General features: G+C 72.0%; 16 protein-coding genes. 5 read left to right on the top strand and 11 right to left on the bottom strand.

The window, feature by feature from the left end; genetic code table 11:
• Nucleotides 1–74: 74 nt before the first annotated feature.
• From AMK10_RS02635 to AMK10_RS02625, 3 genes are all read right to left on the bottom strand, one after another.
• Nucleotides 75–3,068 (bottom strand): protein kinase, encoded by a 2,994-nt coding sequence (locus AMK10_RS02635; protein ID WP_073744339.1) that lies wholly within the window; start codon nucleotides 3,066–3,068, stop codon nucleotides 75–77.
• A gap of 211 nt (nucleotides 3,069–3,279) precedes the next feature.
• Nucleotides 3,280–5,385, bottom strand: coding sequence for a serine/threonine-protein kinase (locus AMK10_RS02630; RefSeq protein WP_073744337.1), 2,106 nt, complete (start codon nucleotides 5,383–5,385; stop codon nucleotides 3,280–3,282).
• Nucleotides 5,386–5,789: 404 nt separating this feature from the next.
• On the bottom strand, nucleotides 5,790–7,496 hold the full coding sequence (locus AMK10_RS02625; RefSeq protein WP_073744335.1) for a glycerol-3-phosphate dehydrogenase/oxidase: 1,707 nt from the start codon (nucleotides 7,494–7,496) through the stop codon (nucleotides 5,790–5,792).
• Between the two features lie 259 nt (nucleotides 7,497–7,755).
• Here AMK10_RS02625 and AMK10_RS02620 point away from each other — a divergent pair, with 259 nt between their 5' ends.
• Both AMK10_RS02620 and AMK10_RS02615 read left to right on the top strand, forming a co-directional pair.
• A complete protein-coding gene (locus AMK10_RS02620) occupies nucleotides 7,756–9,018 on the top strand; it encodes a nucleotide sugar dehydrogenase (RefSeq protein WP_073744333.1) in 1,263 nt (420 codons plus the stop codon).
• Nucleotides 9,019–9,131: 113 nt separating this feature from the next.
• Nucleotides 9,132–9,722: a hypothetical protein gene (locus AMK10_RS02615; RefSeq protein WP_073744331.1), complete on the top strand. Its 591-nt coding sequence runs from the start codon at nucleotides 9,132–9,134 to the stop codon at nucleotides 9,720–9,722.
• 68 nt (nucleotides 9,723–9,790) lie between these two features.
• Here AMK10_RS02615 and AMK10_RS02610 read toward each other — a convergent pair whose 3' ends face one another.
• The 4 genes from AMK10_RS02610 to AMK10_RS02595 form a co-directional block, all read right to left on the bottom strand.
• On the bottom strand, nucleotides 9,791–10,915 hold the full coding sequence (locus AMK10_RS02610) for a GuaB3 family IMP dehydrogenase-related protein (protein WP_069171118.1): 1,125 nt from the start codon (nucleotides 10,913–10,915) through the stop codon (nucleotides 9,791–9,793).
• Between the two features lie 119 nt (nucleotides 10,916–11,034).
• Nucleotides 11,035–12,537, bottom strand: coding sequence for an IMP dehydrogenase (guaB, locus tag AMK10_RS02605; protein WP_073744329.1), 1,503 nt, complete (start codon nucleotides 12,535–12,537; stop codon nucleotides 11,035–11,037).
• Nucleotides 12,538–12,674: 137 nt separating this feature from the next.
• The gene (locus tag AMK10_RS02600) at nucleotides 12,675–13,250 is read right to left on the bottom strand and encodes a sigma-70 family RNA polymerase sigma factor (RefSeq protein ID WP_030123887.1); all 576 of its coding nucleotides are present in this window, start codon (nucleotides 13,248–13,250) and stop codon (nucleotides 12,675–12,677) included.
• Between the two features lie 511 nt (nucleotides 13,251–13,761).
• Nucleotides 13,762–14,373, bottom strand: coding sequence for a response regulator transcription factor (locus tag AMK10_RS02595; protein WP_003948568.1), 612 nt, complete (start codon nucleotides 14,371–14,373; stop codon nucleotides 13,762–13,764).
• A gap of 420 nt (nucleotides 14,374–14,793) precedes the next feature.
• On the opposite strand from AMK10_RS02595, the gene AMK10_RS02590 reads away from it, so the two are divergent.
• Nucleotides 14,794–15,123 carry a WhiB family transcriptional regulator gene (locus AMK10_RS02590; protein WP_073744328.1) on the top strand — a complete coding sequence of 110 codons (330 nt, stop codon included), beginning with the start codon at nucleotides 14,794–14,796 and terminating at the stop codon, nucleotides 15,121–15,123.
• Nucleotides 15,124–15,217: 94 nt separating this feature from the next.
• Here AMK10_RS02590 and AMK10_RS02585 read toward each other — a convergent pair whose 3' ends face one another.
• Nucleotides 15,218–16,108: a LysR family transcriptional regulator gene (locus tag AMK10_RS02585; RefSeq protein ID WP_073744326.1), complete on the bottom strand. Its 891-nt coding sequence runs from the start codon at nucleotides 16,106–16,108 to the stop codon at nucleotides 15,218–15,220.
• A gap of 82 nt (nucleotides 16,109–16,190) precedes the next feature.
• Here AMK10_RS02585 and AMK10_RS02580 point away from each other — a divergent pair, with 82 nt between their 5' ends.
• Both AMK10_RS02580 and AMK10_RS02575 read left to right on the top strand, forming a co-directional pair.
• Nucleotides 16,191–16,871: an MOSC domain-containing protein gene (locus AMK10_RS02580; protein WP_073744324.1), complete on the top strand. Its 681-nt coding sequence runs from the start codon at nucleotides 16,191–16,193 to the stop codon at nucleotides 16,869–16,871.
• A 136-nt stretch (nucleotides 16,872–17,007) separates the two neighbouring features.
• Nucleotides 17,008–17,781, top strand: a complete 774-nt coding sequence (locus tag AMK10_RS02575; protein ID WP_073744322.1) for an SDR family NAD(P)-dependent oxidoreductase — start codon at nucleotides 17,008–17,010, stop codon at nucleotides 17,779–17,781.
• Between the two features lie 76 nt (nucleotides 17,782–17,857).
• Here the strand turns inward: AMK10_RS02575 and groL are convergent, their stop codons facing one another.
• The 3 genes from groL to AMK10_RS02560 all read right to left on the bottom strand — a co-directional run bounded on the left by groL (nucleotide 17,858) and on the right by AMK10_RS02560 (nucleotide 21,128).
• Nucleotides 17,858–19,483 carry a chaperonin GroEL gene (groL, locus tag AMK10_RS02570; protein WP_073744320.1) on the bottom strand — a complete coding sequence of 542 codons (1,626 nt, stop codon included), beginning with the start codon at nucleotides 19,481–19,483 and terminating at the stop codon, nucleotides 17,858–17,860.
• Between the two features lie 99 nt (nucleotides 19,484–19,582).
• Nucleotides 19,583–19,891 carry a co-chaperone GroES gene (gene groES / locus AMK10_RS02565; RefSeq protein ID WP_003966899.1) on the bottom strand — a complete coding sequence of 103 codons (309 nt, stop codon included), beginning with the start codon at nucleotides 19,889–19,891 and terminating at the stop codon, nucleotides 19,583–19,585.
• Nucleotides 19,892–20,180: 289 nt separating this feature from the next.
• Nucleotides 20,181–21,128 carry a polysaccharide deacetylase family protein gene (locus tag AMK10_RS02560; protein WP_073744318.1) on the bottom strand — a complete coding sequence of 316 codons (948 nt, stop codon included), beginning with the start codon at nucleotides 21,126–21,128 and terminating at the stop codon, nucleotides 20,181–20,183.
• Between the last annotated feature and the right edge of the window lie 50 nt (nucleotides 21,129–21,178).

The following is a 21,178-nucleotide window of genomic DNA, read 5'->3' as shown; positions in this document are numbered from 1 at the left end:
GAGGCGGCGCGACGTAACCTCGCACCGCTCACGAGACCGCACTGTGATGCTTGTCGCGTACCGCCGCCGACCCGTCAGGAGCCCGGTCTGTACGAGGAGATGGCCTGTTCGTAGATGTCGGAGACCTTGTCCCGATCGTTCTCCGGACCGATGACCTGCACGATGTGGTACCTGCCGTCCACGATCATCACCAGGTTGCGGACGTACACCTGACGGCCGCCGCTCTCCTGCCAGGTGAACTGCCCCTCGGCCATGGCCTGTTTGCCGACGTCGACGCGACGGACGCCCGTGGAGGTGGCCCAGCTGGACTCCCGGAAGGCCTTCAGCTCGGGCTCACCGGTCCGCTGGTAGTCCAGCGGGTCGTTGCCATGGGCCTTGACGGTGTCGCGTCCGGGCACGATGAGCACACTGAACCCGTCGCTGCCGTAGCGGATCTGACGGTCCGCGTTGGCCGGGCTGCGCTGCCAGTCCTCGGGCACACCGATCTCGAAGCCCTCCGCGTCCTTGCGGAGCTTGTAGCCGGCCGGAAGAGCGACCGCGGACCGGCTGGTCTGCGGCTTCTGGGTCGACCCCGAGGACTCCGGCTCCTTCGAGGACGGCGACGCCCCGGTGGACGCGCCGTCGCCGGGCTTCGGGTCCGTGGGCGCCGCGGAGTCCGCGGGCGCCGCTCCGGAGCCCGTCTCCGAACCCGCCTTGGGCATGAACATCACGGCGTAGGTGATCGCCGCGGCCATCGCCAGCAGGATCAGTACCAGCAGCAGCCTGCCGAGCCGCCGCGGCGCCCTGCGGCCGGGTGCCGGCTCGCGCAGGACCTTGGGGCCCTTGGGTTCGCGGGGTGCGCGCGGCGGCTTCTCGTACGCCTGCCGCTTCTCCTGGCGCGTCTCCTGGCGCCTCTCCTGCCGCTGAGGCTTCCCCTGGCGGTGCCGGCCGTGCGCGGCGCCGCGGCCCCGGCGGCGGCGCACGAGCTCGCCCCGGCGGCGCACGATCGGCAGGCGGGTGGCGTCGGCGGGCGGCATCTCGACGATGTCGGTGCCCGCCTCGGGCTCGGGGGCCGAGCGCACGAGGGAGCGCAGCCAGCCGCGCAGCTCCTCGAAGTCGGGTCGTTCGGTGGGGTCCTGGCGCAGCAGCGACTCGACGACCGGGCGCAGCGGGCCGCACTCCTCCGCGAAGGCGGGCGGCTCGCCGCAGACCATCTGGACGAGCTCCGCGGCGCTCTCCTCGGGATACGGGGCATGGCCCTGCACCGCGCGGTAGAGCAGGGCGCCGAGCGCCCACAGGTCGGTGGAGGGGCCTATGGGCGGGGCCAGCTGCCAGTTGTCGTGGACCGGGCCCGCCTGCTCCGGCGCCCACCGCTCGGTGACGGCGCCGACGACGGCGATACGTGCCTGCCGCGCGCGTTCGGCGGCGAGGGGGGTGGCGGGGCCGCGGTAGGCGGGCGTGGTGCCCCTGCCCGCGACGACCTCGTCCCATCCGCCCGCGGGCCGGCCGGCCGGAACGGGCTGCGGCAGCCGGTCCCCGCGCTCCACGGACCCGCTGCCGAGACGCCGGGCGTCGGCGCGCAGCGCGTCCTCACCGGAGCGGCCGGGGCCGGAGCCGCCGGCGGGCACAGGACGGCCGGAGCCTGGGCCGTCGCCCCAGGTGCCCGCGAGATGGACACGGCGGCCGGGAGGCGGCGGGCCGCCCGGGTCCTCGTCGTCGTCCTCGTCGTCCTCGTCGTCGTAGCCGTACGGCCTGGGGCCCTCGGCGGCGCGGCCCCAGGCGCCGGTCAGCTGAGGGGGACCGGGGACGGGCGGAGCGGCGGGCTCCTCCTGCTCGTCCGCGCCCGCTTCGTGCTCCTGCTCCGCGGCGGACGTGCCCGCCTCGCGCTCGTCCGCTTCCGCGCGCCTGCGGTCCTCACCCGCGCGAGCGGCCGCGCGGGCTCCCGCGCGGTAGGCGGCGATGGCCCCGGCCCTGGCGGCGCGCAGCTGAGCGGCGCTGCTCGCTCCGGGCTGCGCCACGGGCAGCGCCGCCGGGGGCGACAGCTCGACCTCGGCGCGGGTGCCGGGGGCCGGCACGCCGTCGGTGGACGCCCTGGGCGCGGGCAGGGCGTCGGGCGCGCCGGGGCCGTCCTGGGCGGGCGGGGCGCCGGGGGCCCGGAACGATTCGTGCCCGGACGACGGCACACGGAAGGCGTCCTGGCCTGACGGCGGGACCCGGAAGGCGTCCTGACCGGCGGGCGGCACACGGAACGCGTCCTGACCGGACGGCGGCACACTGAACGCGTCCTGACCGGACGGCGGTTCCGGCGCGGACCCCGGCTCGGCGGCGGGCAGCTCGAACGGCTCGGCCGGGCCGGACTCCACGGCATACGGAGCGGGCCCCGGCTCCACCGCCGGCGGCTCGTACGGACCGGTGGGGCCCGACTCCACAGCCGGCGGCTCGTACGGGCCGGTGGGGCCCGACTCCACCGCGGGCGGTCCGTAGGCCTCCTCCTCCGGCTGCGGTACGGGGACATAGCCGCACAGCGCTTCCTCGGCCGCCCCCGCCGCGAGCCCGGTCAGCACGACCCGGCCGTCGTCGCAGACCAGCACCGTGCGGACCGTGATGTTGCGGTGCGTCCAGCCGTGCGCGTGCAGGACCCGCAGCGCCGTGAGGACGTCGGAGCCGATCTCGGCGGCGCGGTAGGGGTTGAGCGGGCGCTCGGCGAGGAGCGCGGCGAGCGGCCGGGCGGCGACCAGCTCGCTCACTATCCAGAGCGATCCCGCCTCCGCGAACACGTCGAAGACCTGGTCCAGGCGCGGATGGTCGGGCACCTGAGCCGCCGCCTGCGCCGCCTCGATCGCCCGGCGGACGGCGGGGTCCGTGGACCTGCGCACCGTACGCCCGGAAGCACGCCTGGACGCCGAGGGCAGACCGTCGGCGTCCAGCACCTCCGCGTCCACGACCTCCGGCAACGGCACCTGCCGGACGAGGACTTCCTGCCCGCTGTACGTGTCGAACGCCCGGGTCTCGACCAGTTCGTACGCATCGGACGGGGGCAGCGGAAGGCGGTAGCGGTCGGCAAGCACCCGACCCGCGTAGTCGTCCACGACGCCTCCCCAGAGCGCGCTGTTCCCCCGGTCATGAAGACCGCATGAATCCATCAATTGCGGTCACTTACTGTGCAATTGACCCATCATTGCGGCTGCGTACGGTCCTCGGCCTCTCACAATACGTGGCAAGTCCCGGCCGCGCGGCCGGGTCACGACAACCGGCCACAACCCGTCCACGGCCCGGCCGCCCGCACGGGCCCCGTGCAGGTCAGTCGGTGGGCTCGAAGGTGGCGAACGCCGTCTCCCGCAGCGTCCGGCACGCGTCGCCGTCCCATTCGTCGGCCTTGCAGCTGATCATGATCGAGTAGCCGTGGGTGGCGTCGGCCTTGAAGCCCCGGTTGAGCACCCTGACCCTCGTACCCTGCTGGACGCGTGTGAACTCCCAGTCGGCGACGGTCGGGTAGCCGTTGTACTCGACCTTCCGTATCCCGATGTGCTTGTAGCCGTTGCTGAGGCTCCTGGTGGCCGCGACGGCACCCGCCCAGGCGGCTGCCGCGTCGTCCTTCGGGGAGGCGTTGTAGTCGATCTGGATGCGGGGGAAGCCGCCGTCGGCGTTGTAGATCGCGCCCGAGTTCCGGCCCGCTATGGCGTCGAACGTGAACTTCTCGGGCATCGCGACGGAGAAGTGGAACTGCTTGTTCGTGACGGTCCTGTACCCCGCGGGAAGCGCGTCGGGGTCCGGTTCGCCGGTCTCGGCCGCCGAAGCCGAGGGCTCGGTGCTCGCCTCGCCCTTGTCCTCGCCCTGGCCGGTCTCGCCGCCCTTCTCCGTCCCGCTTTCCTTGTCCTTGCCCGAGCCGCCGCCGGTGTCCGCCGCGGCGTCTCCCCCGGCGGTCGTGCCGGCCGATGCCGTGGTGCCGCCCTTGGCCCCGCCGCTCTCGTCGCCCGCGCTGTCGTCGCCGAGGGTGAGCGCCAGCACCGTGCCGAGCACGGCGAGCACGACCACGGCCGCGATGACGGCCAGCGTGCGGCGCGGCACGACATCGGTGATCGACGCGGTGGTCCTGGCGGGCTCACCCGCGGGGCGTGACGGTGCGGCAGGACCGGAGACCGAGGTGGTGGCCGTCCCGGCGGCCTGCACCTGCGTACCGGCCGCCGGGGTCTTCGCGTTGCGCACGGACCGCAGCGCGCCGCGCAGCCGCTCCCGGGTGCTGTCCACGGCACCGGAGACGGCGCCGGAGACCGCACCGGCGGCGCCGGCCGCGGCGCCCTGCCCCGCGGACGCGGCGGGGGAACCGGAGGCCGGGGTCCCCGATGCGGAGCCGCCGGCGGCCGGGTTGCCCGAACCGTGTGCCGTACCGCCCGCGGAGGCGGCGAGCCCGGCCGCCGCAGCGGCGCCGGCCTTCTTCTTGCCGTTCCTCGCGTCGCTCCGGCCGGACGTGCCGCTCCTGCCGCCCGGTGAGTCGTCGACCGTGGGCAGCGCCATGACCTGGGTGGCGTCGGCGGGGGGCGGGACGGGCTTCTCCGGAGCGTTGATCACCGCGTTGAGCAGGACCCGCGCACCGGCGTCGTCGAGGCGCTGGTCGGGATCCCTGGCGAGCAGGCCGTAGATGACCTCCTCCAGCGGGCCCGCGTGGACCGGCGGTTCGACCGGCTCCGTCATCACGGCGGTCAGCGTGGCGATGGCCGAGCCCTTGTCGTACGGCGGGCGGCCCTCGACGCTCGCGTACAGCAGCCCGCCGAGCGACCACAGGTCGGCGGGCGGGCCCGGCTTGTGCCCGCGTGCGCGCTCGGGCGAGATGTAGGAGGGGGCACCGACCAGCATGCCGGTCGAGGTGACGGAGGGGTCGCCCTCGACCTGGGCGATCCCGAAGTCGGTCAGGACGACACGGCCGTCCTCGGAGATGAGCACGTTGGACGGCTTCACGTCACGGTGGAGGATGCCCTCGCGGTGCGCCGAGCGCAGCACGTCGAGGATGGCGAGTCCGACCTCCGCCGCGCGCCTCGGTGTCAGCGTTCCGTCCTCGCGGATCACCTCGGCGAGCGACTTGCCCTCGATGAGTTCCATGACGATCCACGGCCGGTCGTCCTCGTCGACCACGTCGTAGACCGTCACCGCGCTGGTGTTGCGGATCCTCGCGATGGCCTTCGCCTCGCGCAGAGTCCGCGTGATCAGACGCCGCTTCTCGTCCTCGTCGATGGAGGACGGGAACCGGAGTTCCTTCACCGCGACTGTACGCCCCAGCGTCTCGTCGGCGGCACGCCAGACCGTGCCCATGCCGCCCCGGCCGAGCACCTCCCCAAGGCGGTACCGCCCCGCGAGGAGACGTCCGTCCTTGTCCCGTTGGGGCTCCTGCGCCTGCTCCGCCTCCGACATGCGTCCCCTCTGCGATCAACCCGCCCTGGCAGAGCGTCCATTGTCCCTCACCCCGGGACCGGTCATGGTGCCGGGTCCAGGGACGGCCATGACACGGCCCGGGGGAACGGCCCCCCGCCGCGCCGATGTCCAGGGCGCCTTCCGCCATCCGTACGCTCCGGCTCCGCCCGCGCGGCGAAGCGCGGGCCCGCCCCAGCGAACCACATCCCGCTCCCCGCATCGTCCTGCGTCCCCCGCCCGCCGTCGAGAGCCGCGCGCCGGCAGCCGCCTCGCGGACACGCCGGAGGGCCTGCGCGCCGTGCGGCCCGACGGGCTCCGCCCTTCCAACATCCCTTCCGGGGCGGGCCCGTACGGGGCGGGCGCCCGTCCGGGCCCGCCCCGCGCGACCGTCGCCCGGCGGGTGCTCAGATCGGCACGATGTCCGGCGCCCCCAGCCGTGCCGCGTCCGCCGTGAGGTCGTCCGGCTGCCGCTGCGACTCCCGCTCCGCCTCCACGCGCTTGCGGTAGTGCTCCACCTCCCGCTCGACCTGGTCCGTGTCCCAGCCGAGCACCGGCGCCATCAGATCCGCGCACTCGCGGGCGCAGCGGGTGCCGCGGTCGAAGGTCTCGATGGAGATGCGGGTGCGCCGCGTCAGGACGTCGTCGAGGTGACGGGCGCCCTCGTGCGAGGCCGCGTAGACGACCTCGGCACGGAGATAGTCCTCGGCCCCGGCCAGCGGCTCGCCCAGCGAGGCGTCGCCCTGGACGAGATCGAGGAGTTCCTCCGTCATCGAGCCGTAGCGGTTGAGCAGATGCTCCACCCGGGCCACGTGCAGCCCTGTCCTGGCCGCGATCCTGGCGCGTGCGTTCCACAGGGCGCGGTAGCCCTCGGCGCCCAGCAGCGGGATGTCCTCCGTGACGCAGGCCGCCACCCGCTGGTCCAGCGCGTGCACCGCCTCGTCCACCGCGTCCTTCGCCATCACCCGGTACGTCGTGTACTTCCCTCCCGCGACGACGACGAGCCCCGGTGCCGGATGGGCCACCGTGTGCTCGCGCGAGAGCTTGCTGGTGGCGTCCGACTCCCCGGCCAGCAGGGGCCGCAGGCCGGCGTAGACGCCCTCGACGTCATCCCTGCCCAGCGGGGTGTTCAGCACCGAGTTGACGTGTTCGAGCAGATAGTCGATGTCCGCGCTGGAGGCCGCCGGGTGGGCCTTGTCGAGATCCCAGTCGGTGTCCGTCGTGCCGATGATCCAGTGCCGCCCCCACGGGATCACGAAGAGCACGGACTTCTCGGTCCGCAGGATGAGCCCGGTCGAGGAGTGGATGCGGTCCTTGGGCACGACGAGGTGGATGCCCTTCGACGCCCGGACATGGAACTGCCCGCGCTCACCGATCAGCGCCTGGGTGTCGTCCGTCCACACCCCGGTCGCGTTCACCACCTGCTTGGCCCTGATCTCGTACTCCCCGCCGCCCTCGACGTCCCGCACCCGCGCCCCGACGACCCTCTCGCCCTCCCGCAGGAAGCCGGTGACCCGCGCGCGGTTCGCCACCTGGGCGCCGTACCCCGCGGCCGTGCGCACCAGGGTCGCCACGTAGCGCGCGTCGTCCATCTGGGCGTCGTAGTACTGGAGAGCGCCCACCAGGGCGTCCTTCTTCAGGGCGGGGGCGACCCGCAGGGCGTGGCGGCGGGAGAGGTGCCGGTGCACGGGCAGGCCCCGGCCGTGGCCCGAGGACACCGACATCGCGTCGTACAGCGCGACGCCCGAGCCGGCGTACAGCCGCTCCCAGCCCTTGTGCTGCAGCGGATAGAGGAAGGGGACGGGCTTGACGAGGTGCGGAGCCAGCCGCTCCAGCAGCAGCCCGCGCTCCTTCAGCGCCTCCCGGACGAGCGCGAAGTCCAGCATCTCCAGATAGCGCAGCCCGCCGTGGATCAGCTTGCTGGACCTGCTGGACGTCCCCGAGGCCCAGTCGCGCGCCTCGACGAGCCCGGTGGAGAGTCCTCTGGTGGCCGCGTCCAGCGCGGTCCCGGCGCCGACCACGCCCGCTCCCACGACCAGCACGTCCAGTTCGCGCTCGGCCATCGCGGCCAGCGCCTCGGTGCGCTCCGCGGGTCCCAGTGTCGCTGTCCTCACTGCTGCCTCCCGGTAATCCCGGTGCATCGGGGTGGGTGGTACGGCACGGGAGCGGGGACCGGCCGAGCGGCCGGGCGCCCGTGCCCACCCCTCGATTCTGTCCGCGGTGCACGACTTCAGCCACTGCCTGTGGACAACACCCGCCCCACAAGAGTCACAGAATGCGACATATAGGTCATATTTAAGCCTAGTCTGACATTGCGCTGTCCCCAGCGGTTGCGCTTTCTGCCTTCTTGGTCTTTGGGAAAGGACGGCCCACATGCCGGCAGACCTTGCTGTCATCGGACTCGGTCACCTCGGCCTGCCCCTCGCCCAAGCAGCCGTCGGCGCGGGAATCCAGACCGTCGGCTACGACACCGATCCACGCCCCTTCGCCGAGCTCTCCGCGGGCCGTACGCCGGTCGAGGGATCTCTCAGCGCCTCCGACATCCGCAGGATGGTCGCGGGAGGCTTCCGGCCCACCGCCGATCCCGCCGAGCTGGGCCGGGTCCGCACCGCCGCGATCTGCGCCCCCACCCCGCTGGGGCCTGACCGCACCCTCGACCTCGGCGCCGTCACCGAAGCCGCCCGGGCCCTCGCCGCCAGGCTGCGGCCGCACACCACCGTCCTGGTCGAATCGGCCGTGCCGCCCGGCACCACCGAGAACGTCGTACGCCCCCTGCTGGAGGAGGGATCCGGACTCCGCGCCGGACGCGACTTCCACCTCGCCCACTCCCCCGGCCGCCTCGACCCCGGCAACCGCACCCACGTCTACGGCAACACCCCCAAGGTCATCGGCGGCCTCACCCCCGCGTGCACCGAGTCGGCCGCGGCCTTCTACGGACGGCTCACGGACAAGGTCGTACGGGCCCGGGGACCGCGCGAGGCGGAGATGACGAAGGTCCTCGAAACCAACTTCCGGCACGTCAACATCGCACTGGTCAACGAGATGGCGGTGCTCTGCCACGACCTCGGGGTGGACCTCTGGGACGTCATCAGGTGCGCCGAGACCAAGCCCTTCGGCTTCGAGCCCTTCCGTCCCGGGCCCGGTGTCGGCGGCCACGGAGCCCCGGTGGACCCCGGCTACTTTCCGTACAACAGCCGTACGCCCGGCCACCCGTTGCGCATGGTCTCGCTCGCCAAGGAGATCAATGACCGGATGCCCAGCTATGTCATCCAGCGCTGCGCGACCCTGCTCAACGAGCACGGCAAGTCCGTGCGCGGGGCCCGGGTCCTGCTGCTCGGCGTCACCTACAAGCCGGACCTCGCCGACCAGGAGGCTTCCCCCGCCCGTGAGATCGCCACCCGGCTGATGGACATGGGCGCCCAGATCGGCTACCACGACCCGCTCGTCCTGGACTGGCGCGTGCGCGACGTACCGGTGCCGCGCGCCGACTCGCTGTACGAGGCCGCCGCCGGGGCCGACCTGACAGTGCTTCTGCAGCACCACCGGACGTACGACCTCCAGGGCCTCGCGGTGAAGGCCCAGCTCCTCCTGGACACCCGGGGCGCCACCCCTGCGGGCGCCGCCCACCGGCTGTAGCGCGGCCCCGGGCGGTGCCCGCCGGATTCCGGTGGGCTGTGTCGGCGCGGGCTGCTAGCCTGCGGCGTCACTTCTCGCACAGCCGTGCGCACCGTCCCAGGGGGAACACCACCATGAGCCAGCCCGTGCAGCCGCCGAACCCGCATCAGCCCGTCGGCGACGGCAACCCGTACGCCGCCCAGCAGCCCAACCCGTACTCCGGCCAGCAGCCTCCGGCCCCCACGGGCAACCCGTTCGCGGGCCAGCAGGGCCAGCAGCCCGGCCAGTTCGGCGGCGGCCCGTTCCCGCCCGCCCCGCGCCCGGCCGGCGGCAACGTGGGCCTCGGCGTGCTGGTCGCCCTGGGCGCCGCGGTCGTCGCCGCGATCCTCTACGGCGTGCTCGCGGGCTCCATCGAGCGCGAGGTCGGTTACGCGGCCGTCGGTGTGGGCTTCCTGGTCGGCTTCGTGGCGAGCAAGGTCTCCGGCCCCAGCCCGGCCGTGCTCGGCGCCAGCGCCGTCCTCTCCCTGGTCGCCGTGTTCTTCGGCCAGCTCATAGGCATGTCGATGATCCTCGCCGACGGTCTGGGCGTCGGCTTCTCCGAGGTCTTCTTCGACCACTTCGGCGACCTGGTGGACGTCTGGAAGGAGGAGGCCGACTTCATGACGTACCTCTTCCTGCTCCTCGGCCCCGTCGCCGCCTTCGGTGGAGCCCGCAAGGCCGGCTGACACCTCGCACACGCACCGCGGCCCGGACCATCGGATGGTCCGGGCCGCGGTGCGTGGTGCGTGCGGTGTCAGCGGCGGTGCTGCGAGTCCGCCACCGTCACCTCGACGCGCTGGAACTCCTTGAGGTCGCTGTAGCCCGTGGTGGCCATCGCCCGGCGCAGCGCGCCGAAGATGTTCATCGAGCCGTCGGGGGTGTGCGAGGGGCCGGTGAGGACCTCCTCCGTCGTCCCGACGGAGCCGAGGTCGACCAGCTTGCCGCGCGGCACGTCCTCGTGGACGGCCTCCATGCCCCAGTGGCGGCCACGGCCGGGAGCGTCCGTGGCGCGGGCCAGCGGGGAGCCCATCATCACGGCGTCCGCGCCGCAGGCGATGGCCTTGGGCAGGTCGCCGGACCAGCCGACGCCACCGTCCGCGATGACGTGGACGTAACGGCCGCCGGACTCGTCCATGTAGTCGCGGCGCGCGCCGGCCACGTCGGCGACCGCGGTCGCCATCGGGACCTGGATGCCGAAGACGTTGCGCGTGGTGTGCGCGGCACCGCCGCCGAAGCCGACGAGGACACCGGCCGCGCCGGTGCGCATCAGGTGCAGGGCGGCGGTGTACGTGGCGCAGCCGCCGACGATGACCGGGACGTCCAGCTCGTAGATGAACTGCTTCAGGTTGAGCGGCTCGGCCGCGCCGGAGACGTGCTCGGCGGAGACCGTCGTACCGCGGATGACGAAGATGTCCACGCCGGCGTCGACGACGGCCTTGGAGAACTGGGCGGTGCGCTGCGGCGAGAGCGCGGCGGCGGTGACGACACCGGAGTCGCGCACCTCCTTGATGCGCCGGCCGATCAGCTCCTCCTGGATGGGGGCGGAGTAGATCTCCTGGAGCCGCGGGGTGGCGGTCTCCACGGGCATCTCGGCGATCTCGTCGAGGAGCGCCTGCGGGTCCTCGTGCCGGGTCCACAGCCCCTCGAGGTTGAGGACGCCGAGGCCGCCGAGCTCACCGATGCGGATGGCGGTCTGCGGGGAGACCACCGAGTCCATGGGCGCGGCCAGGAAGGGAAGCTCGAAGCGGTAGGCGTCGATCTGCCAGGCGATCGAGACCTCCTTCGGATCACGGGTGCGCCGGCTCGGTACGACAGCGATGTCGTCGAACGCGTATGCCCGCCGGCCGCGCTTTCCGCGCCCGATCTCGATCTCAGTCACGATGGTGTGGCCTTTCCCTCTACGTCTGCGCTGTCCAGTATCCCCGACGCACACCTGAGGGGCGGTCCCGGGAACCCGGGTCCGCCCCTCAGTCGCTCCGATGCGTGTGCAGGCCGGGCTTACTTCCTGCTGTAGTTCGGTGCTTCGACCGTCATCTGGATGTCGTGCGGGTGGCTCTCCTTGAGACCCGCCGACGTGATCCGCACGAAGCGGCCCTTGCTCTCCATCTGGTCGACGGAGGCGGCGCCGACGTAACCCATGGTCTGGCGGAGGCCGCCGACCAGCTGGTGGAGGACGTTGGCCAGCGGGCCGCGGTAGGGCACCTGGCCCTCGATGCCCTCGGGGACGAGCTTGTCGTCCGAGGACACCTCGGCCTGGAAGTAGCGGTCCTTGGAGTACGAGCGGCCCTGCCCACGGGACTGCATCGCGCCGAGCGAGCCCATGCCGCGGTACGACTTGAACTGCTTGCCGTTGATGAACATCAGCTCGCCCGGGGACTCCTCGCAGCCCGCGAGGAGGCTGCCCAGCATCACGCTGTCGGCGCCGGCGGCCAGCGCCTTGCCGATGTCGCCGGAGTACTGGAGGCCGCCGTCACCGATGACCGGGACGCCCGCGGCACGCGCGGCGAGCGCGGCCTCGTAGATCGCGGTGACCTGGGGGACGCCGATGCCGGCGACCACGCGGGTGGTGCAGATCGAGCCGGGTCCGACGCCGACCTTCACGCCGTCGACACCGGCGTCGATGAGGGCCTGGGCGCCGTCACGCGTGGCGACGTTGCCGCCGATGACGTCGACGCCGACGCTCGACTTGATCTTCGCCATCCAGTCGAGGGCGTTGCTGTTGTGCCCGTGCGAGGTGTCGACGATCAGGAAGTCGACCCCCGCGGAGGCGAGCGCCTGCGCGCGGTCCAGCGCCTCGGGGCTGGCACCGACGGCCGCGCCGACCAGCAGACGGCCTTCGGCGTCCTTGGCGGCGTTCGGGTACTGCTCGGCCTTCTTGAAGTCCTTGACCGTGATGAGGCCCTTGAGGACCCCGGCCTCGTCGACCAGCGGGAGCTTCTCGATCTTGTGGCGGCGCAGCAGCTCCATGGCCTCCACGCCGGAGATCCCGACCTTGCCGGTGACGAGCGGCATCGGCGTCATGACCTCGCGCACCTGGCGCGACCGGTCCGACTCGAAGGCCATGTCACGGTTGGTCACGATGCCGAGGAGCTTCCCCGCCGGGTCGGTGACCGGGACGCCGCTGATGCGGAACTTCGCGCAGAGCGCGTCCGCCTCGCCGAGCGTCGCGTCGGGGTGCACGGTGATGGGGTCGGTGACCATCCCGGACTCGGACCGCTTGACCAGGTCGACCTGGTTGACCTGGTCCTCGATCGAGAGGTTGCGGTGCAGCACGCCTACGCCGCCCTGACGGGCCATGGCGATGGCCATCCGGGCCTCGGTCACCTTGTCCATGGCGGCCGACAGCAGGGGGATGTTCACCCGTACGTTGCGCGAGATGAGAGTCGAGGTGTCGACCGCGTTCGGCAGAACCTCGGACGCGCCGGGCAGCAGCAGCACGTCGTCGTATGTCAGCCCGAGCGTCGCGAATTTCTCGGGCACTCCGTCGACGTTTGCAGTCATGACACCTTCCCCAAATGGCCTTGATCGGTGCGGATGTCCATGCTAACGGCCTCGCGGGGCGTCTCATTCCACGAGCAAGATCACCTAGCGGTTCTGTGCCTTCCTACAGAACCGCGGGGCCGCGACGCCGGCCCCCGTCACTGGCCCGCGAGGGCCCTCAGCCGGCTCAGCGCACGGTGCTGGGCGACCCGGACCGCGCCCGGGGACATTCCGAGCATCTGCCCGGTCTCCTCCGCGGTCAGACCGACCGCGACCCGGAGCACCAGCAGTTCGCGCTGGTTCTCCGGAAGATTGGCGAGAAGCTTCTTGGCCCAGGCCGCGTCGCTGCTGAGGAGCGCTCGCTCCTCGGGGCCGAGCGAGTCGTCGGGCCGCTCCGGCATCTCGTCGGAGGGCACGGCCGTCGACCCGGGGTGCCGCATCGCGGCCCGCTGGAGGTCGGCGACCTTGTGGCCGGCGATGGCGAAGACGAAGGCCTCGAAGGGTCTGCCGGTGTCCTTGTAGCGCGGCAGCGCCATCAGGACCGCGACGCAGACCTCCTGTGCGAGGTCCTCCACGAAGTGACGGGCATCACCGGGCAGCCGGTTCAGCCGGGACCTGCAGTAGCGCAGGGCGAGGGGGTGCACGTGGGCCAGCAGGTCGTGGGTGGCCTGCGCGTCACCGTCGACCGCACGGTGCACCAGAGCACCGATCACAGTCGTTCCGTCCTCACGCATCGGACCATGGTGCCCTGATGCCGTGCGGTCCGAGGCACCGCGTCCCGAGTTGTGCACCGAAGCGTTATCAGCGGCCGCGCCGGAGCCTCCGGCGCGCGCCTCACCGGCAGGCGCGCCGGCGGGCGCCCCGGCGGGTACGTCGCCGAGGCGATCGGCACTGGTCGCGTCGCCGGGACGATCAGCGGCGGTCGCGTCGCCGGCACGATCAGCGGCGGTCGCGTCGCCGCGGCTGTCGGCGGGTGCTTCGCCGGCACGGCCGGCAGGTGCGCCGCCGGTGTCGTGAGCGAGTGCTCCAGCGTCTTGAGCGGGTGCGCCGGATGTCATGTCCTGCGCCCTCCCCTTCCGCTCGACCCAATGTTCCCCGAGGAACTCCACACCTCAAGGATGCGGCATCGGCCGGGAAGCGTCACATACCGCTGATGGGGAGGGCCCGGCCGCAGGTCCGCCGCCATCGTCGCCCCGTCCGCCGCCGTGCGGACGGGATCGTACGACTACCGGCCGCGCCGCGGCGTCAGCGGACCAGGCCCCAGCGGAAACCGAGCGCGACGGCGTGCGCACGGTCCGAGGCCCCGAGCTTCTTGAACAGACGCCTGGCGTGCGTCTTCACCGTGTCCTCGGAGAGGAACAGCTCACGTCCGATCTCCGCGTTGGAGCGGCCGTGGCTCATGCCTTCGAGCACCTGGATCTCGCGCGCCGTGAGCGTCGGCGCCGCGCCCATCTCGGCGGACCTCAGCCGGCGCGGGGCCAGCCGCCACGTCGGATCGGCCAGCGCCTGGGTCACGGTCGCGCGCAGCTCGGCGCGCGACGCGTCCTTGTGCAGATAACCGCGGGCCCCGGCGGCGACCGCGAGCGCGACCCCGTCCAGGTCCTCGGCGACGGTCAGCATGATGATCCTGGCCCCGGGGTCTGCCGAGAGCAGCCGCCTGACCGTCTCCACACCCCCCAGACCGGGCATGCGTACGTCCATCAGAATCAAATCCGAACGGTCGGCCCCCCAGCGGCGGAGGACTTCCTCGCCGTTGGCCGCCGTCGTCACCCGCTCGACGCCGGGCACGGTCGCAACCGCGCGGCGGAGCGCTTCTCGGGCAAGCGGGGAGTCGTCGCAGACGAGGACGGATGTCATGACCGTCCTCCGCAGCTGATGCGCGTCACCTTGAGCCTCCAGGCTGATTCAAGTCGTCACCTGTGCGGTTGACCCCCTCGGACATCTGCCCGAGCTCGATCTCCGTCAACCGCCTCGCTCTCATCAACGACGGTCACTCGAAAGAGTTACGGGCCAAAGCATCCGGTTCGGCACTCTAAGTGAGGGGTCGCACACGGAGGAGAACGACACGGGATCATTCACCCGTCAACCGATCACCCATGGAGCGACCTGCCCCATTTAGCGGGTTTTCTTCCCTTTTGCTGGCGTCTGAGGCTAGATTCGCAATCAGTCATATTTACATCTACTAACACCGTAGATGTACCGTCGGGACTCCGGTCACCGATGAACGACGACGGTCGACGCCGTTTCCGACTCAGCAAGGTTTCGAGGGGACACGCAATGGCAGATTTCTCCCGCCTTCCCGGACCCAACGCGGATCTGTGGGACTGGCAGCTGCTGGCCGCCTGCCGCGGGGTCGACAGTTCGCTGTTCTTCCACCCCGAAGGAGAACGCGGAGCGGCCCGGAGCGCCCGTGAGACCTCGGCGAAAGAGGTATGCATGCGGTGCCCCGTACGCGCCGAGTGCGCGGCGCACGCACTCGCGGTGCGGGAACCCTACGGCGTGTGGGGCGGCCTCACCGAGGACGAGCGCGAGGAGCTCATGGGCCGGGCCCGCAACCGCCTGATCTCCGCCCACTCGGGGCCGGCCCCCGATGCGGGCAGCGCCTGACACCCAGCAGGAACCGCCGACCGAAGAAACGTTTCTTTGTACCCGGTGCCCACCTCGTCGGGCACGTGGCACCGGGCACGGCGGAGCACGTCCGTCAGCGCGTGGCCGCCAGGGACAGCTGGTCCAGGGTCGCCGCCACCGCGGGCACCCGTGCGAGGTCGGGCAGGGCGAGGGCGACGATCTCGCGCTCCACGGCCGGCTCCACCGTCACGGTGCGCGCCCCCTTGGGCCGTACCGACTCGATGGCCAGCTCCGGCAGCACGGCCACACCCAGACCCGCACCGACGAGCCCGATCACCGCCGGGTAGTCGTCGGTGGCGAAGTCGATCCTGGGCGTGAATCCGGACGCCTCGCAGACCTCGACCAGCTGACGCCTGCACCGGGGGCAGCCCGCGATCCACGACTCGTCGGCCAGCTCCCCGATGCCCACCGCTTCCGCCCCGGCCAGCCGGTGCCCGTCGGGAACCAGGCCGATCAGCCGGTCCCTGAGCAGCGGGCGCACGACCAGGTCGTCCCACTCGCCGCCGGTCGTCCCGTAGCGGAACGCCAGCGCGATGTCGCAGTCGCCGTCGCGCAGCATCTCCACCGAGCGCGGCGGTTCCGCCTCGACCAGCGAGACCTGGGTGCCGGGGTGCGCGGCGCGCAGTGCCGCGAGTGCGCCCGGGACCAGGGTGGAGCTCCCGCTCGGGAACGACACGAGCCGGACCCGGCCGGCCCGCAGACCCGCGATCGCGGCGACCTCCTCCTCGGCCGCGGTCAGCCCCGCGAGGATGCCGGACGCGTGCCGCACCAGCGCCTCGCCCGCCTGGGTGAGCCGCATCTCGCGGCCCGTACGGACGAGCAGCGGGGTGCCCGCCGAGCCCTCCAGCGCCTTCATCTGCTGGCTGACGGCGGGCTGGGTGCAGCCCAGCTCGCGCGCGGCGGCGGAGAAGGAACCGGTGGTGGCCACGGCGCGCAGGACTCGGAGATGACGGGCTTCGATCACCCCTCAACCATAAGCGCTTCTTGCAGCATCGGCCGATTAACCCTGAGCGGCTTTGAGGTCCGCCCGGCTAGCCTGTCTGTCCATGAAGGTCCTCACCGTGAACACAGGCCGTCCCGCCCTCTCGTCCCACTCGGACGGGCCCGGCGGCCTCACCGGAATCGGCAAGCAGCCGACCGACGGCCCCGTCCTGGTCACCGACCCGGGCCCCAAGGGCGTCGGCGGCAGCGGTCTGGCCGGGGACGCGGTGTGCGACCTGCGGCACCACGGCGGCACGGACCAGGCGGTGTACGCCTACGCCCGCGAGGAGCTCGACGCCTGGGAGGAGCGGCTCGGCCGCCCCCTGCCGGGCGGCGCCTTCGGCGAGAACCTGACGACCCTCGGTGTCACGGTGAGCGAGGCGCGCATCGGGGAGCGCTGGCGGATCGGCGACGAGCTGGTCCTGGAGGTGACCGGGGGCCGCATCCCGTGCCGTACGTTCGCGGGCCACGTGGGCGAGCGGGGCTGGGTGAAGCGGTTCACGCGCGAGGGGGCGACGGGCGCGTACCTGCGGGTGATCGAACCGGGCACGATCCGTTCCGGCGATCCGGTCGAGCTGGTGCACCTGCCCGACCACGACATCACCGCCGCCATGGAGTTCCGGGCGACGACCACGGAGCGGGAGCTGCTTCCGCGCCTGCTGGCGGCGGGGGACGCACTGCACACCGAGACCTTGCGCGCGGCACAGGAGTACGTGGCGAAGTACGGTGCGGGCACAGCTTCCTGACGGGACATCGGACGAGGGGCGGCACCGTCTCCTGACGGGGCGTGGGACGCGGGCGGCCGGAGGGTGCGGGAGCCGGACCGGCCCCGGCGCGAAGGCGGGTCGGTGGCCCTCCCCGCGGGGCACTAACGTGCCGCGTATGACGACTGCACTGATTACGGGCGCGACGGCGGGCATCGGGGCCGCCTTCGCACGGCGGCTCGCGGGTGACGGGCACAATCTGGTGCTGGTGGCCCGCGACACGGAGCGCCTGCGGGCCCAGGCCACGGAGCTGCACGACGGACACGGCATCGAGGCCGAGGTGCTGACGGCCGACCTGTCCACGGACGCCGGGATCGAGGCGGTCGCAGCGCGGTTGACGGACCGTGTGAGCCCGGTCGACCTGCTGGTCAACAACGCCGGGTTCGGCAACAAGGGCCGCTATCTGGACGTGTCGACGGCCGACGAGCTGACGATGCTGAAGGTCCACTGCGAGGCGGTGCTCCGGTTGACCTCGGCCGCGGCGGGCTCGATGCGGGAGCGCGGCCGTGGCGGGGTGGTCAACGTCGCCTCGGTCGCGGCCTTCCTGCCCCGGGGCACCTACGGGGCGTCGAAGGCGTGGGTCGTGCAGTTCACCCAGGGCGCGGCGAAGGATCTGGCGGGTTCGGGGGTGCGGCTCATGGCGCTGTGCCCCGGATTCGTGCGGACCGAGTTCCACGAGCGGGCCGGGATGGGGACGGGCAACATCCCGGACTGGATGTGGCTCGACGCGGACAAGCTGGTGACCGCGGCTCTGGCGGACCTGGCCAGGGGCCGGACGGTGTCGGTCCCGGACCCGCGCTACAAGGCCCTGATGGGCCTGGTGAAGCTGACGCCCCGCAACGTCCTCGGCGGAGTGACCTCACGCGCGGGCCGGACGTACGGCCCGAAGTAGATCCGGCCCGCACGAACACCGAGGCCCGGTGCCCCCGCGACGGGGGTACCGGGCCTCGGTGGCGTACGGAGCCGTACTAGTGGGAGTGGCCGTGGCCGCCGTGGCCGGCCTCTGCCTCTTCCTCGGCAGGCTTCTCGACGACCAGGGTCTCGGTGGTGAGCAGCAGCGACGCGATGGACGCGGCGTTCTCCAGGGCGGAGCGGGTGACCTTGACCGGGTCGATGACGCCGGCCTTCACCAGGTCGCCGTACTCGCCGGTCGCGGCGTTGAAGCCCTGGCCCTTGTCGAGCTCGGAGACCTTCGAGGTGATGACGTAGCCCTCGAGGCCCGCGTTCTCGGCGATCCAGCGGAGCGGCTCGACGGCGGCACGGTGCACGACCGCGACACCGGTGGCCTCGTCGCCGGTCTTGCCGAGGTTGCCCTCGAGGACCTTGACGGCGTGGACCAGAGCGGAGCCACCACCGGAGACGATGCCCTCCTCGACCGCGGCGCGGGTCGCGGAGATGGCGTCCTCCAGACGGTGCTTCTTCTCCTTGAGCTCGACCTCGGTGGCGGCACCGACACGGATCACGCACACGCCGCCGGCCAGCTTCGCGAGGCGCTCCTGGAGCTTCTCGCGGTCCCAGTCGGAGTCCGTGGACTCGATCTCGGCCTTGATCTGGTTGACCCGGCCCTTGACGTCGGCGGAGTCGCCGCCGCCGTCGACGATGGTCGTGTCGTCCTTGGAGACGGTGACGCGGCGGGCGGTGCCCAGCACGTCCAGACCGGCCTGGTCGAGCTTGAGGCCGACCTCCTCGGCGATGACGGTCGCACCGGTGAGGGTGGCGATGTCGCCGAGCATGGCCTTGCGGCGGTCACCGAAGCCCGGGGCCTTCACCGCGACGGCGTTGAAGGTGCCGCGGATCTTGTTGACGACGAGGGTGGAGAGCGCCTCGCCCTCGACGTCCTCGGCGATGATGAGCAGCGGCTTGGAGCCACCCGCCTGGATGACCTTCTCCAGCAGCGGGAGCAGCTCCTGGATCGAGCCGATCTTGCCCTGGTGGATCAGGATGTACGGGTCGTCGAGGACGGCCTCCATACGCTCCTGGTCGGTCACCATGTACGGGGACAGGTAGCCCTTGTCGAAGGCCATGCCCTCGGTGAACTCGAGGTCCAGACCGAAGGTGTTGGACTCCTCGACGGTGATGACACCGTCCTTGCCGACCTTGTCCATCGCGTCCGCGATGAGCTCGCCGACCTGCGGGTCCTGCGCGGAGAGCGCGGCCACGGCGGCGATGTCGGCCTTGTCGTCGATCGGGCGGGCGGTCGCGAGGAGGTCCTCGGACACGGCCTTGACCGCGGCGTCGATGCCCTTCTTCAGGGCGGCCGGGGAGGCACCCGCGGCGACGTTGCGCAGGCCTTCGCGGACGAGGGCCTGGGCGAGCACGGTGGCGGTGGTGGTGCCGTCACCCGCTACGTCGTTGGTCTTGGTCGCCACCTCCTTCACCAGCTGGGCACCGAGGTTCTCGTACGGGTCGTCGAGCTCGACCTCGCGCGCGATGGTGACACCGTCGTTGGTGATGGTGGGGGCGCCGAACTTCTTGTCGATGACGACGTTGCGGCCCTTCGGGCCGATCGTCACCTTCACCGTGTCGGCAAGCTTGTTGACGCCGCGCTCAAGGGCGCGACGGGCGTCCTCGTCGAACTTCAGGATCTTCGCCATGGGCTGAGCTGTCCTCTCAAACGAACTGCGCCCCTCGCCGCCCGGCTAGTCATCTCGCAGGGGGCCAGGGGCGCAGAACGGAAGCAAACGTTAAGTGAATTACTTCTCGACGATCGCGAGAACGTCGCGCGCCGAGAGGACGAGGTACTCCTCGCCGTTGTACTTCACCTCGGTGCCGCCGTACTTGCTGTACAGAACGACATCGCCGGTCTTGACGTCGAGCGGAAGGCGCTCGCCGTTCTCGAAGCGGCCCGGGCCCACGGCCAGGACGACGCCCTCCTGGGGCTTCTCCTTGGCGGTGTCCGGAATGACCAGGCCGGAAGCCGTGGTCTGCTCGGCGTCGAGCGGCTGGACCACAATGCGGTCCTCGAGCGGCTTGATCGCAACCTTGGAGCTGGTGGTCGACACGATCCGGTCTCCCCCTTCGGAGATCTCACGGGGTTTAACAGTCTGTGGGTGGCGACCAGGTCGATCCGTCGTCGCGGGTGCCGGACCTGCCATGTCGCACGGTGGTGCTGGCACTCTCCCTCGGGGAGTGCCAGCACTGACACTATGGCGGCGATTAGCACTCGGTCAAGCGGAGTGCCAATTCACCACCCGCGCGTGGCGTCGTGCGACCGGCGCACGCCCGGGACAACGCGGGAGAGGGCCGCGGTGTTCCGGCGGCGGGCGGCCTCGTGCGCCGGCCTCACCCCGCTCAGACGTAGTCCTCCAGCCTGGCCACGGCGTAACCCTTGTCCGTGATCGTCTTCATGACGTTGCGGATCATGTCGGCCATCGACCCGTCCCAGTCCTCACGGCCCCGGAAGTGGGTGAGGACGATGTCGCCGGGATGCAGGTCGCGGTCCCACTCGCGCCACTCCATGCGGTCGGGGAACGCCTCGGCGGCCCACAGCGGCACGGCCTTGATCCCGCAGGACGCGGCCACGCGCAGGGTGTCGCCGTTGTAGTTCCCGTACGGCGGCCGGAAGAGGGTGGGCCGCTTACCGAAGTGCTTCTCGATCCTGTCCTGCTCGCCGCAGATCTCGCGCCGTTGCTCGGACTCGGAAAGCCCCGGAAGATACCGGTGGTTGAGCGTGTGATTGCTGAGGGTGACCCCCCTGGCCTGCATGTCCTTGAAGTAGCCGTAGTCGTCGCTCACCACGTAGTCGCTGAGGAACGCGCTGTACGGGATCTTCAGCTCGGTCATCATCCGCAGCAGTTCGGGGTCCTTCTCCGCCCCGTCGTCCATCGTCAGGAAGACGATCCGCTCCTTGGTGGGCACGGTGGTGAAGACCGGGGGCAACGACTCCCCGCCCTCCACCTCGAACCCCTCACGGGTGGTGATGCGCGGCTTCACGGCGGGCGGCGCGGGCGCGGTGAGCGGGACCTTCGCCAGCCCCCACTTCTTCGCGGCGGCGACCCGGGCCGCCTGCTGCCGCTTCAGCTTCGCGGCCCGGGCCTCGGCCGCCGCGGCGCCCGCCTTCCCGGCGGCCCCGGGCTGCCCGGCGGCCGGCGAGGCCGCGTGCCCCCGGCCCGCCGCACCCTCGTCCGTACCGTCGGCGCACCCCGAGGCGGCCGCTGCGATCAGCAGGGCGGCCAGCACGGCACAGGCCGTTCTGTACCGCTTCGTGACGGACTTTTCGTTTTGTCGTACTAGTTGCATGGCGCCGCATCCTGCCACCGGGGCCCCGTCGCCCCCGGGCGACACCTCCG

The organism is Streptomyces sp. CB02058 (genome assembly GCF_001905505.1).
GTDB lineage: Bacteria > Actinomycetota > Actinomycetes > Streptomycetales > Streptomycetaceae > Streptomyces.
This window is presented reverse-complemented; position numbering and strand designations above follow the sequence as displayed.